The organism is Streptomyces aurantiogriseus (assembly GCF_014649375.1).
Lineage (GTDB): Bacteria > Actinomycetota > Actinomycetes > Streptomycetales > Streptomycetaceae > Streptomyces > Streptomyces aurantiogriseus.
Map to the genome: position 1 here is coordinate 367,610 of NZ_BMSX01000005.1, position 12,821 is coordinate 380,430.

Annotated in this window: 12 protein-coding genes and 1 pseudogene; 3 read left to right on the plus strand and 10 right to left on the minus strand. The window is 73.5% G+C overall.

All coding sequences use genetic code 11. The annotated features are described in order from the left end of the window. Window positions 1-6 precede the first annotated feature (6 nt). The 5 genes from IE263_RS14110 to IE263_RS14130 all read right to left on the minus strand — a co-directional run bounded on the left by IE263_RS14110 (window position 7) and on the right by IE263_RS14130 (window position 6,952). The gene (locus IE263_RS14110) at window positions 7-579 is read right to left on the minus strand and encodes a phosphatase PAP2 family protein (RefSeq protein WP_189936086.1); all 573 of its coding nucleotides are present in this window, start codon (window positions 577-579) and stop codon (window positions 7-9) included. Further along, the gene (locus IE263_RS14115) at window positions 572-1,954 is read right to left on the minus strand and encodes a diacylglycerol/lipid kinase family protein (protein ID WP_189936088.1); all 1,383 of its coding nucleotides are present in this window, start codon (window positions 1,952-1,954) and stop codon (window positions 572-574) included. The genes IE263_RS14110 and IE263_RS14115 overlap by 8 nt, the downstream gene beginning before the upstream one ends. A gap of 140 nt (window positions 1,955-2,094) precedes the next feature. Beyond that, on the minus strand, window positions 2,095-3,786 hold the full coding sequence (locus IE263_RS14120) for a tetratricopeptide repeat protein (RefSeq protein WP_189936308.1): 1,692 nt from the start codon (window positions 3,784-3,786) through the stop codon (window positions 2,095-2,097). A gap of 175 nt (window positions 3,787-3,961) precedes the next feature. Further along, complete coding sequence (locus tag IE263_RS14125; protein WP_229910990.1) at window positions 3,962-6,025, minus strand: DUF1996 domain-containing protein; 2,064 nt, start codon at window positions 6,023-6,025, stop codon at window positions 3,962-3,964. Between the two features lie 207 nt (window positions 6,026-6,232). Next, window positions 6,233-6,952, minus strand: coding sequence for a hypothetical protein (locus IE263_RS14130; RefSeq protein WP_229910991.1), 720 nt, complete (start codon window positions 6,950-6,952; stop codon window positions 6,233-6,235). A gap of 587 nt (window positions 6,953-7,539) precedes the next feature. Here IE263_RS14130 and IE263_RS14135 point away from each other — a divergent pair. Beyond that, window positions 7,540-7,959: a cupin domain-containing protein gene (locus tag IE263_RS14135; RefSeq protein ID WP_189936092.1), complete on the plus strand. Its 420-nt coding sequence runs from the start codon at window positions 7,540-7,542 to the stop codon at window positions 7,957-7,959. 41 nt (window positions 7,960-8,000) lie between these two features. Here the strand turns inward: IE263_RS14135 and IE263_RS14140 are convergent, their stop codons facing one another. The 3 genes from IE263_RS14140 to rpmG all read right to left on the minus strand — a co-directional run bounded on the left by IE263_RS14140 (window position 8,001) and on the right by rpmG (window position 9,127). Further along, a complete protein-coding gene (locus IE263_RS14140) occupies window positions 8,001-8,537 on the minus strand; it encodes a cysteine hydrolase family protein (protein WP_189936094.1) in 537 nt (178 codons plus the stop codon). A 274-nt stretch (window positions 8,538-8,811) separates the two neighbouring features. Beyond that, complete coding sequence (gene ykgO / locus IE263_RS14145) at window positions 8,812-8,934, minus strand: type B 50S ribosomal protein L36 (RefSeq protein ID WP_189936096.1); 123 nt, start codon at window positions 8,932-8,934, stop codon at window positions 8,812-8,814. 28 nt (window positions 8,935-8,962) lie between these two features. Next, on the minus strand, window positions 8,963-9,127 hold the full coding sequence (gene rpmG / locus IE263_RS14150; protein ID WP_189936098.1) for a 50S ribosomal protein L33: 165 nt from the start codon (window positions 9,125-9,127) through the stop codon (window positions 8,963-8,965). A 167-nt stretch (window positions 9,128-9,294) separates the two neighbouring features. Here rpmG and IE263_RS14155 point away from each other — a divergent pair, with 167 nt between their 5' ends. After that, a complete protein-coding gene (locus tag IE263_RS14155) occupies window positions 9,295-10,059 on the plus strand; it encodes a hypothetical protein (RefSeq protein WP_189936100.1) in 765 nt (254 codons plus the stop codon). Window positions 10,060-10,139: 80 nt separating this feature from the next. Continuing rightward, window positions 10,140-10,811, plus strand: coding sequence for a lipoprotein (locus tag IE263_RS14160; protein WP_229910973.1), 672 nt, complete (start codon window positions 10,140-10,142; stop codon window positions 10,809-10,811). A gap of 14 nt (window positions 10,812-10,825) precedes the next feature. Here IE263_RS14160 and IE263_RS14165 read toward each other — a convergent pair whose 3' ends face one another. Together IE263_RS14165 and IE263_RS14170 are read right to left on the minus strand one after the other, a co-directional pair. Next, window positions 10,826-11,671 (minus strand): DUF72 domain-containing protein, encoded by an 846-nt coding sequence (locus IE263_RS14165; RefSeq protein WP_189936102.1) that lies wholly within the window; start codon window positions 11,669-11,671, stop codon window positions 10,826-10,828. Between the two features lie 39 nt (window positions 11,672-11,710). Further along, window positions 11,711-12,720: pseudogene (locus tag IE263_RS14170) on the minus strand (amidohydrolase family protein). Between the last annotated feature and the right edge of the window lie 101 nt (window positions 12,721-12,821).

Sequence of the window (12,821 nt, forward strand, 5' to 3'; positions counted from 1 at the left end):
GGGCCCTCAGTCGTCCTGGCGGCCCACGGTCGCCAGGACCAGCGCCGCCGCTCCCGTGCCGAGGAGCGCGCCGGCCACGACGTCGCCCGGGTAGTGCACGCCGGTGTGGACCCGGGAGTAGCCCACCGCGCAGGCGAGCAGGCCCAGCGGGACCGCGGCGACCGGGAGGGTCGGGCCGACGGCGGCCGCGAAGGCGACCGCCGACGCGGTGTGTCCGGACGGGAAGGACGCGGAGTCCGGCATCGGCACGTGGCGATGCGGGAACGGCGAGTCCACGGCGCGGTGCGGGCGGGGACGGCGTACGAGCCGCTTGCCGAGCAGGTTGGCGCTCGCCGAGGCCACTCCGATGGCCGCGACGCCGAGGGCGGCGGCGCGGCGCGGTCGGCCGCCGCGCAGCGCCAGCAGGCCGGCGACCGCGAACGAGAGCTTGGAGTGGTCCGCCGCCGCGGACAGCCGGCGCAGGGCGGTGTCCAGGGTGGGTGTCCTGGTCACGGTGACGGTCTCGTACAGGGCCTGGTCCAGGGTGGCCAGGTCGTGCACCAGGTCCAGGGTGGAAAGCTTCTCTTGGCGGTCAGACATCGTACGCATCCTTGATCGTGCGGGGGTCGGGATGGCCGAGCGCGAGGCGGACGATGCGTCGCCAGTCGACCGTCGGTGGCGCGTAGGCGGCGCCGGGGCGGTGGCGGGGCACCCGCATCCGGAGCACGCTGGGCCGTACGGTGCACACGACCGGGGTGGGAAGGTCGAGGGCCTCGCCGTCGACGGCGACCGGGATGCGGTCCCGGTCGGCCTCGACGACCACGCGGCGGGAGGTGAGCGAGGTGATGCCGCTCGCCCGTTCGCCGAGCAGCGCCAGTTCGGCGGCCTGGGCGGCGCCCTCCACGCGGATCCCGATCACGCCGAGCTGGCCCGTGTCCAGCCGGGGGCGGCGGCCGCCGCCGAGCGGATCGGCGCGGGCGTAGGCGTTGTTGCTGACCAGGAGCGCCTGCGGGGCGTGCACGTGTGCGTCGTCGGTACGGACGTCCAGGGTGGTGCCGCCGTCGCCCAGCAGCAGGTCGGGCAGGTGGTCGAGGGTGGTGGTGGCCTTCGCGTCGCGGTACTGCGGGTTCTGCACGATCTCCGCGTACGCCCCGAAGGACACGGTGTTGACGAAGGGCCGCCCGTCGACGTCGCCGAGGTCGACGCGGAACTCGACGCCGCTGGTGAGGGCGTCGAGGCTGCGGACGGGGTCGGTGCGGTCCAGGCCGAGGTCCATGGCGAAGTGGTTGCGGGTGCCGGCGGCGATGACGACGAACGGCAGGTCGTGCTCGGCGGCCACGGCCGCCACCAGTGCCTGGGTGCCGTCGCCGCCCGCGACGCCGAGCAGGTCCGCGCCTTCGGCGACGGCCCGCCGGGCCTCCGCGACGGGGTCGGTCCAGCCGTCGTCGGTGCCGAGCAGGACCACCTTGGCGCCCAGTGCCTCCGCCCGCTCGACGAGGCCGTACTTCTCGACCTTTCCGCCGCCCGACCTCACGTTCATGATCAGGACCGGTCGGAGCGGCGGCAGTGCCTTGTGCCCGTGCATGCCCTTGGGGCGGCGCAGGGTGCGCAGTGCGGCGCGGGCCGAGGCGAGGGCGCCCGCCCAGAGCGCGAGCGCCCCCACCGCGACCACCCACAGTCCCGACGCCGCGTACAGCACCAGCACCCCGACGGGTGCGGTGACGGCGAGCAGGCCGCCCAGCAGCCTCGCCCCACCCCGGTGCGCCAGCATCCACCACACGCCCGCCCCGGCCAGCGCGAGCCCGGCGAGTCCGGTGAGCAGGACCAGCCAGCCGCCGGATCCGGCGCCGCCCGCCACCACCGCGGCGCAGCCGGCGACCAGCAGCAGGGCGAGCCGCGCCCATCCGCGCGCGCGGCCGACCCCGCCGTGCAGGTGGGTCGTGGCCAAGGTCCACTTCGTACGTGTCTCGTTCATCCTGCGCCCGCCATGCTGCGAGGTCCCCCTGTTTCCGCGCGGACAGCGCCATCGGTGGCCCACCTGCGCCGGGATGCCCGCGGCCCCTGCGTCCATGGTCACGACGAGAGGGCCGACCGGCATCCCGGGAGGCCGGTCGATCAATTGTCCATGCCGCAGCAATCGCTCGTGCCGGGGGTCCCGGAGGAGGTGCCGAGGCGGCAGAAGCAGGACGACTCGACGGGTACGTCCGTCAGCGCGCTCGCGAGCTTCAGCTGCTGGGCGACGATCCGTGCCTCGCCCTCCTTGCCGAGCCGGACGAGGCACTCGTGAAGGCCGTGCAGGGACCAGACGTTGCCGGGGTGCTGGGAGGGGCGCGGCAGGGTGTCGTCGAGGCCCAGGTCGGCGCGGTAGACCGCCTCGGCCTCCGCGACCCGGCCCTGCTCCAGGAGCAGGGCGCCGTACGCGTGCCGGGTGGGCTGCATCCAGCCCCAGGGCTCGTCGTAGGGGAGGTTGTCGTCGAGCTCGATCGACCGTTCCAAGGCGGCGAAGGCGGCGTCGTGGTTGCCCTTGCGGTACTCCAGTTCGCCTTCGAGCATCAGGGCGGCGATCGCGAGGATGTCGGCGCAGGTGTTGTTGAAGAGCATGCGGGTCGCCGGGACCCGGGCGACGGCCTCGTGGAACAGGGTGCGTTCGGCCTCGGCCTCGGGGACGCGGCCGGTCGCGGAGAGCGCGACGCCGCGGGCGTAGTGCCGCATCGCGGTGGTCATGCTGTAGAGCTCCGGATCGGTGGGCTCGGGGAGGTCCAGGATGTCGGCCCAGCGGCCGAAGCGGATCAGCACGTGCACCCGCATGGCGAGGAAGGCCTCCAGCCAGTCCGCCATGGGCGGGCTCTCCACCCGCAGCAGTTCCTCCGGCAGGGACTCCTCCAGGCGGCCGGCGGCCTCCAGCGCGACCTGCGACTGGCCGAGGAACATCGCGCCGTAGATCTTGAAGTGGCGGTTGTGGGCCCGGTAGAGGGAGTAGAAGTTCATCGCCCCGGCCCGCTCGCGGTACTTCTCGTCGGCGGCGATCGCCCGCGTGTTGTCCGCCACCACCGCGCGGTAGTCGCCGCACAGCACCTCCAGGTGCGAGGGCATGTGCTGGAGGTGGCCGGCGTCGGGCACCAGGTCGCGCAGCCGGTCGGCGGCGGGCAGGGCCGTCTCGGGGGAGGGTGACATCTCCAGCAGGTGGATGTACATGTGCAGGATCCCCGGATGCCACGCCCCGGCGTCCGTGGCGAGCGCCGACTCGAGCACGGCCTGCGCCTCCCGGGTGCGCGCGCCCTCGGCGGGCTCGCCCGTGCGCAGGTCCCACAGCTGCCAGGGCGTCAGGTTCATGAGGGCGTCGGCGTAGAGGGTGGCGACGTCGAGGTCGTCGGGGGCGAGTTCGTACACGGCGCGCATGGCGTCGGCGTAGGGCTCGTTCCACACCGAGCAGTCCTTCGCGGGCCGCACCTGCGGGTAGCGGGCGCGCAGGGCGCCGATCAGGGCCCGTTCGACGGGGGTGGCGTTCGCGGCCTTCTCGTGGGCGAGCTCGACGGCCGCGTGGGTGCGCTCGACGGTCTCGGCCAGGTCCCGGTCGTCGAAGAACTCCCAGGGTTTGTTGTAGTTGGGGCCGAGCGCGTAGGCGATGCCCCAGTGGGCCATGGCGCAGTCCGGATCGGCCCGGAGCGCGGCCTCGAAGCAGGAGACCGCCTCCTCGTGGTGGAAGCCGTACGACCAGACCAGACCCCGGTCGAACCAGCGTTGGGCCTCGGTCGAGGCGGTCGTGACGGGCCGGCCGTGGGTGCCGAGGTCGTAGGCGTACTCCATGTCTTCCATGGTGCTCCCCTGGTCGCGTGGCCGCCCCGGTGTCCGGGGCCGGTGTCGCTCGGAGCGACCTGTCCGGTCACTCCGAGCGACATATACCGTGCGGCCCGGCGGAGGGGCAGCCTTGCGCGTCCGGGTGCACCCGAACGTGCCCGGTTCCCTCGACGGGAACTCGGACTCAGTACGGGCGCCTCGAGGCACGCCGCAGGAGGACGAACCCGCCGATCAGCAGGAGCCCTCCGGCGGCCGCGGGCCACAGGCTGGCGCCGGTGTCGGCCAGGCCGCCCTGCGCCTGGGGCGCGGGGACGGGAACGGTGTCGCCCGCGTCGGCCGGGGGCGGCGACTGCTGCGGGGCCGTCGCGGCGGTGCCGACGTCGCCCTCCGCGCCGGTGTCCGGCGCGGGAGCCGCCTGGGTCGACTTGGTCGACGGCTTGGTGTCGGCGCGGGGTTCCGCGCTGACGGGGGTGTCGGCGGAACCGGCGTCGCCCGCGTTCGGCTCACCTTGGGGCGCCTGAGGGTTGTCGGCGGGCGGCTGCTGCTGGCCGTCGCCCTGGTCCTGACCCTGGTCCTGGTCCTGACCCTGGTCCTGGTCCTGACCCTGGTTCTGGTCCTGACCGCCGTCCTGACCGCCCTGGCCCTGGTCCTGGCCCTGGCCGCCGTCCTGGCCGCCCTGGTCCTGACCCTGGTCGGCACCGTCGCCGCCCGCACCGCCGTCGGCGCCGTCGTTCGCGCCGTCGTCGGCGCCTCCGCCGTTGTCACCGCCGGCGTTGTCATCACCGCCGTTGTCACCACCGGCGCCGGAGCCCGCGCCGCAGGTGCGGCCCTCGTTGATGCAGTCGACCATCTCGTTCATCAGGTTCTCGTCGAAGACGTTGATGAAGTCGCCGTGGTCGGTGACCGGCTTGTGCAGCTGCTCGGGGAAGGAGTCCACCGCGAACAGCGGGGTCGTGCGGCCGCCGTCCTCCAGGCTGGGCGCGTCGACGTCGTAGACGATCCGCTGCACGAGCTGCGGGATGGCCTGGAAGCCGGCCGGGCAGCTGCCGTCGGCGGCGGCGAACGCCACATGGGTGCGGTGGTTGGCGCTGTCGATGTTGGTGCCGTCCCAGCAGCTCTGGAAGCGGAAGCTACGCACCACGTCGCTGCCGTCCGGGCAGAGCGGGTACTTGTCCTTCAGCTGCCGGTCCTCGAAGCCGGTGCAGCTCCAGGACGCGTTGGCGTTGGCGGTGCCGTTGACGAACGCCTTGGCGTCGCCGGTGATGATGCGCAGCAGCCGGGGCATGGCCGTGACCTTGGACTGCGGGTTGCCGACGAAGGTCAGGGTGACCTCCTTGGGCGTGACGATCTCACCGGCGTTGCCCTCGATGCCGCCGCCGGGAGAGTTGGCGTCCTGCTCCTGGGTGCCGTTCTGCAGGCGCAGGACGGGCCAGTAGTACGAGGACTTGTCGCCCTGGTCCACGCAGCTGGTGTCGCCGTTCGCGAGGTCCTCGTCGGAGGCGAAGGCGTCGTTGGCCTGGTTGCCGACGTAGTCGTGGAAGTGGTGGGCGCCGTTGCTGACGCCCGGGGCGACGATCACGTTGTCGGAGTTGAACAGGCCGTTCTCGTTGACGCCGCAGCTGGAGGCGAAGGTGCCGCTGGAGGGGCCGGCGCCGGGGTCCGCGGCCTGCTGGGCGGGCTGGACGGTGGTGATGTCCGTGAAGTCGGCGGCCACGGGGCCGTTGCCCGCCTGGCCGCCGTTGCCCTGCTGGCCGTTGTCGCCCTGCTGACCCCCGTCACCCTGGCCGTTGTCGCCTTGGCCGTTGTCGCCCTGGCCGTCGTCCTGGCCGGCTCCCTGGTCCTGCTCGCCGCCGTTTCCGGTGTTCGCCTCGCCGGCCTGGTCGTCGGCGGTGCGCAGGGTGCAGGCGGCGAGCTCCTCCAGGCCCTGCGGGCGGTCGCCGACGCGGTCGATGGCGACGGCGATCCGCTCGATCGTCGCGCCGCGCTTCTCCTTCAGCGGCTTCATCACCGCGTTGTCGGCGAAGCCGACGTCCTGGCGCACGGCCTGTGCGGAGTCCTGGAGTTGGCGGTAAGCGGCGGCGATCTGCTGATCCAGCAGGGCGAGTTCACGGTCGACCTCCGCGCCCGCCTCCTCCGGCACGTCGGTCAGCCGGGTGCCGACGTCCGGGCAGTCGATGGTGACGGAGCCCGAGGTCCAGGGCCCGCCCGCGTCGTCCTCGGTGGCGGATGCGTAGACGTTCGCGGCCATGAGCCCTCCGCCGCCCAGCATCAGCGCTACCGCGGCGAAGGTCGCGCGCCGTCCGCCCGTCGGGCGCCTGCGCCTGTTGTGTCCCACGAAGTGCTCCAAAACGTCGTCGGCGGCCAGGACATGAAAATCCCCCGGCCCTATACGCAGCCGGACACAGGAGTGTTCAACCGCCCCACGCATTCATAGCAACTTCTCAGAAGCGCCCCCTCAAAGGGGCCCCCTGTCCTGCGACTTCGCAGGCGTGTCGGGGGTGTCCTCCCGTTGCGCCTCGGGTGCGGTCCGGGACAGGATCCGCCGCCACCGGTCTCCCTGGCCGTGCAACAGGCCGAGCACGACGGCGGCGGCGACGGCGATCAGGTGTTCGCGGCCGGCCAGGTTGGGCTTCGCGATCGACTCCCACACCATCGAGCCGCCGGTGAGGATGAAGACGACGGGGGCGCGCCGCACCACCGAGAGGTAGGTGAAGAGTCCGACGACGGCCGCCGACGGGCCGGTGTCGAGCACCTCCCCCGCCTCCGGCGGCAGTCCGAACCCGAATCGGTCGGGCCCCGCCGCGATCATCACCCGTGCCGTGAGGGTGCCGGCCAGCGTGGTCGCGTAGGCGACCGCGAGGGTCCTGGCCCGGCCGAGGGTGACCTCGGCCAGGGCGAAGGCGAGGAACAGCTGGGTGATGCCCGCCCACACCGGCAGGTCGAGCGCCGGGACGTACAGGGAGATCGGGGTGCGCAGAAGGGCCAGCCACAGGGGCAGGTCGCCCTGGACTCCGCCGACGGCCCGCACCACCTCAGCACCGGCCGGCCGTTGCGCGAGGGCGTGGAAGAAGATCACGCCGCCGCAGGCGACGAACGCCAGCAGCAGCCCCCCGGAGCCGCGCCGACGCAGCCGTCGTACGGGATCGACGACGATGGCGTGCCACTCGGCGCGCAGTGTGCGCCCGACGAAGGCCGCCGCACGGGCCGACGCGCCGGCCGGCCGTTTCCCGCTGCCGGCGGCACTGCCGCCTCGCTCGCTCCGGCCGTGACGCCGTTCCTGCACTGGACCCACGATCCCCAAGGTCCTCCCCAACCGCTCACCGCACGCGCGGGCGTACGGCCGAATCCCGTACCCGTGCGAGCGGTGCCGGCCGAGGTGGCCGGACCGCACGCCGGGGTCAGTCGCCCTGATAGACGTCAGGACGGCCGTCGAGGATCACTCCGCCTCCGATCAGGCCGGACGCCGGGGCCGGCCCCGACCGGAGAGCCGCGAGAACACCGCCGTCGACGAGGAGGTCGGCGCCGCCGGCGAGGCTCGGGTCCGGGCCGAGGAGGAAAGCGGTGGCGGCAGTGTCCTCGGCCTACTGGCACAGGCGTTCACCAAAACCTGACAGCCCGTCACGACCACGTAACACCGGTGGGTTAATCTCACCCCGTGGAACGCACTGACCAGCGGAACATGACACCGGCCGCGTTACGTCGCAAGGCCACCCGGACCGGCTCCGGCGCCCTGGGCCCTCTCGTGTCACGGAGGCGTGCCACGTGAGCGGACCGTCGCCCGTGGCAGCCCCACCCGCAGGCCCGCCCGCACCCGACCCCGTACCCGCCCTGCTGGCCGACGGTCTCCTGACCGAACGGCTCGCCCTCGCCGTGCCGGAGCGCACCCGGGTCGTCGTGGGGCGGTACGAGATCCCGCCGGGCGGTGAGTTGCCCTGGCACTACCACGAGGGACGGGTCGTCGCCGTGGTGACCGCGGGGACGCTCACCCGGACGCTGGCGGACGGATCCGAGTGCGTCACCCCCGCCGGGGAGTGCATCGTGGAGCCGGTGGGACCGCTGGGCGTGCACAAGGCGGAGAACCGGGGGACGGAGACTCTGGCCATCTGCGCCGTGTTCTTCCTGCCGGACGGCAGCCCGCTGTCCACGCGCGCGGCGGCGCCGGAGGCGGCCGTGCGCCGCTGAGGCGAGGGACGGTGGTGCCGCCGACGGGTGTCAGGCGCCGCTCACTCCCACAGCTCACCGCTGTCGCACACCTGTGCCCCCATGTTCCGCTCCATCATCCGCAGCGCAGCGTCCGCGAGGTCGGCGTGGATGTGGGCCACGGCGTCCCTCGGGACGGTGACCCCGAGGTGGCGGATATGGGCGTCGAGGGCGGAGTACAGGACGCACTGCTCGGTGACCTGGCCGCACAGGACGAGCCGGTCGATGCCCTCCTGGTCGAGCAGGTAGGCCAGCGGTGTCTCGAAGAAGATCGAGTGACGGGCCTTGACCACGAAGAGGGAGCTGTCGTCGGGCCGCAGCGGCTCGACGAGGTCGGCGTGCGGGCCGGCGAGGGCCGTGGCGAGGAGTTCGCCGTGGTGGGACCGCCACTGGCCGAAGTTGTCGTTGACGTAGACGACGGGGACGCCGCTCCGGCGTGCCCGGTCCAGGAGTGCGGCCGCCACCGGGACCACCCTGCGCGCCGACGGCAGGAGCAGGTCGGCGTCCGCATGGTCGTATGTGTTGATCATGTCGATGACGATCAGCGCGGTCTTGCCCATGTCCGCATGGGTTCCCGCGGGCGCGCGGGTGTGACGGGGGGGGTCACTCGACCGCGGCGGGGAACGGCGGGGCGGTGCGGGTCCCGGCCGGCTTGACAGTGGGAGAAGTCGGCACCGGCCGGGAGCGGACGGTGGTCCCGGAGGACCCCGGCCGCTCCTTCACCGTAGGACGGTCGCGGCGGGTCCGCCCGGCGTGCGTGCGCGGCGGGTGACGACAGGCCGGTGGGCCCGGCCCGCACAGCGGGGCCGGGCCCACCGGGCCGGTCGCGGCCGCTCAGCCCTGGCGGGCCTTGAAGCGGGGTTCCTTCTTGTTGATGACGAAGGTCACGCCCTTGCGGCGCACCACCTGGGCGCCGGGCCTGGACTTCAGCGAGCGCAGGGACTTGCGCACCTTCATGACTGCCTCCTGGGGTCGAACGCCGGGGTCATCGTTCCTCGCGGAAGGCGACGTGCCGTCCGGCGACGGGGTCGTACTTGCGCAGGACCAGCCGGTCGGCGTCGTTCTGCCGGTTCTTGCGCGTCACGTAGGTGACGCCGGTGCCGGCCGTGGACCTCAGGGTGACGACGGGGCGCGCGGTGCTGCGTGCCATGGGGGCCTCCTTTCACCGACATCACACCGGCTCCATCATTGAGTGGTGCATGTCAGTCACGCCCTACAACAGAGGCCCGGGCCGGGGCATTCCCGCCCTCACCCGAAGGCCTGAACCGGTGCCGAAACCCCGTCGCCAGGCGGCTCGGCGCTCCTACCGTCGCCCTCATGAACGGGACCGACGGCATTGCCGCGATCATCGAACAGGCACGTGAGGACCTGGCCGGGCAGTTGCGGGGGCGCGTGCGGGCGGTACTGGAGCAGCAGCCGCGCGCCTGGCTGGTGGAGCAGCTCCTCGACCTGGCCCTGGGCACGGCGACCGTACCGGCGGCGCGTACGGAACCGGCCGACCCGGGCGCCACGGCGGTCGACGACAGTCGTGCGCGGGCCGCCCGGATCGCGCGGGTGCGGGCCTGGGGCCTGGACGCGGACGGGCTGCGGGCGTTCGTGGAGCGCTACCGGACGCTGACCCGGGAGGCGCTGGAGCGGGACGGCCTGCTGATCGACCCACCGCCGAAGGACTCGGCCCTGATCGCCCCGGCCTGCCGGTCACGGGCCGGCGAGCTGTTGCTGCTCGAGGCCAAGGACCTGCTGTACGCGCTGCTGTTCGGCGACCGGGACGCCGGGGTGCGGCTCGACCGGGTCGAGCGGGAGCTGCTGACGCTGACGATGCCCCGGGCCAAGGCCCACGCCGTCGCGTTCGTCTTGCAGGCGGCCACCGAGATCGGCGCCCACGGCAGGCGGGACCCGCTGCGCGCCGCCGACGACGACCGCGCCCCCAACACCGTCCTGCAGGTCGAGTACGGCGAGACCGCCGACGAGCTCGTCGGCCACGGCATCACGGTCGCCCTCAAGCTGATCAACAACCTGGAGGTGAACGAGCAGGTGCTGTACGCGCGGATGGAGAACGTCGAGGAGAGCACGCTCGAGTAGGAAGACACCCTGCGCGCGCCGCGGTGTCGGTGGCCTCGGATACAGTGCTCCGCCGGTACCGAGGAAGAGGAGAGACAGCAGTGCGCTTCGGGGTGGGGAACATGGGGCGGGGCCTGGCGGTGGCGGCCCTGCTGACGGGTGTGGCGACGGGATGCGGGGACGGGGACGCCGAGCAGGGCTCGAGCGCGGCCAAGGCGGCGGCGACCGCGACGGCCAAGGTCGCGGCGAGCGGGGGCAGCATCGGCGCCGACGGTTCCGCCTGTGAACTCCCCGTCACCTTCGACATCGCCGAGTTCTGGGAGGCCGAGGCCGTCGACTCGGCCTCGCAGAAGGGCGACACCGGTGACGAACTGACCGACGAGCTCGCCGACGCGTTGCTGCACCAGGGCCCCGTGACCATGGCCTGCGAGGTCGACGCCAAGCCCGCCGGCAAGGTCGGCTTCCTGCGTGTCTGGACGGGCAAGCCGGGCGACGCCGACGCCCGTACCGTGCTGGAGGGCTTCGTCACCGCCGAGAGCGGGTCGAGCGGGGCGAAGTACCGCGCCTTCGAGGCGGGCGGCCTCACCGGAACCGAGGTGGAGTACGTCACCACGAGCGAGCTGCTGGAGGAGACGAAGAAGGAGCGCGCCCTGGCCGTGACCACGTCCGACGGTCCGGTCGTGCTGCACCTCGGCGGCATGGACACCCAGGAGCACGAGGCGATGCTCCCGGCGTACGAACTCGCCAAGAGCACTCTGAAGGCGACCGCCTGACAGGTCGGTACCCGTCAGTCTCCGAGCAGGTCACGCATGCGTGCCGCGGCCCGGACGGCCGCGTCGGCGCAGCAGTTGTTGAACAGCACGTGTACCTGCTCGGCCCGCAGGGCGAGCGCGCGCACCCGGGGCAGCCACTCCCGCAGTTCGTCCTCGGTGTACTCGTGCCGGAAGCGGTCCTCCTTGCTGCCCGTCCCCCAGGCGGGGCTACGGCCGTGGAAGCGCACGACCGACAGCCGCGGCGAGGTGACGGGCGTGACGGGAGGAACCGCGGACGGCAGCGACGGTTCCATGTCGACGGCCACGGCGGCGAATCCGTACGACCGCAGCAACGCGGCGGTCGCGGGCTCCTGTTCGCCGCGCCACCAGTCGGGGTGCCGGAACTCGACGCAGACCGGCCATCCGGCGGTGCGGGCGGCGCACTGGGCGAGGAACTCCTCGGCCCGCGGCCCCGGCCGCAGCCACGGCGGGAACTGGAACAGGACGGCGCCCAGCCGTCCCGCCTCCCGCAGCGGCCGTATGCCGTCCGCGAACCGCCGCCACATCTCGTCCAGCGCCCTCGGCGAACGGACGTCCGGGGGAAGCCCCGGCGGGAGCACGGAGGGCCGGGTGGGGTGACCGGTCAGCAGGGAGAATGCCTTCACGTCGAACACGAAGCCGTCGGGTGTGCGCTCCGCCCACAGCCGGCTGGTGCGCTCGCCGGGCAGCGCGTAGTACGTCGAGTCCACCTCGACCACCGGGAAGCGTTCGGCGTAGTGCCGTAACCGGCCCTCCGCGTCCCGCCGTCCGGGCGGATACCAGCCGCTGCCGACGAGGGCACGGTCCGTCCACGAGCAGGTGCCGACCACGATCTCGCCCATGACGGGCGGTTACCCCGCGGCCGCGGGAACCTTCCCGGCTCAGTCTCCGCGGTGGACCACATGACCACCCGTCACCGTCAGACGGACCGGTGCTTCGGTCGGTTCGTCCGTGGGGGCCTCGACCGGGTCCACGGACAGGGCCGTGAGGTCGGCCCGGATGCCGGGCGCGATCCGGCCCGCGTGGTCCTGCTCCCCCCGCGGCACGGGCCGCGTGGGTGGTGCAGCCCTCCAGCGCCTCCGGGCCCGTGAGGCCCGGTCGCCTGGAGGCAGCGCCCCGGGGGCTGCGGGCCGTCGCGAGGACGGCCCGGACGTCGTGGTGGGCGATGGGCCGGTCCGAGCCGAGGGCGAGCGTGGCGCCCGCGTCCCGCAGGTCGCGCAGGCGCCAGGCGTGGGCGGCCCGGGCGGTGCCGAGTCGGCGGGACCACTCGTCAGTGCCGTCGGAGCGGGTGTGGGCGGTGTGCGGGGGCTGCATCGACGCGGTCACCCCGACCTGCGCGAACCGGGGCAGCAGCTCGTCGGGAGCCATCTCGACGTGCTCGATCCGGTGCCGGCCCCGGCCGTCCGGCCCGAGGGCGGCCAGGGTGTCCAGGACGTGGCGCACGGCCGCGTCTCCGATGGCGTGCGTGGCGGTCCGTACGACGGCCGGTGATCCGGCGAGGACGTCCTCCACCAGGGCGCGGTCGACGGGCCGGCCCTCGAAGGCGTTGTGGTCGAGGCCGTATCCGATCACCCAGCCGTCGACGCACTCGGCGGACATCAGCGCGGCCCGCAGCCCGGCCAGGTCCGTCACCGCCGACAGATCGGTGCCGGTGACCATGTCCAGGCCCCACACGGGGTGACGGTGCGCGTCCACCAGCCCGGGCACGAGGTGCGCCCCGTCGAGCCGTACGACCTCCGTGCCGGGCCCGCGCCAGTCGCGTACCTCGGCCTCCTCCCCCCACCGCGGCGACGATCCCGTCGCGTACGGCGACGGACGTGGCCCGTGGGCGGGCGGCGGCGTCGAGGGTGCGGACCCGGGCGCCGGTCACGATGAGGGCGGCGGTGGGCATGAGGTGAACTCTCAGCCCGCGCAGGGGACATGGGCACGGCGTCGCCCCGCACCGCGCCGCGCTCGACGCGCACGCAGGCGACCACAGCGGCCCCCGGCCCC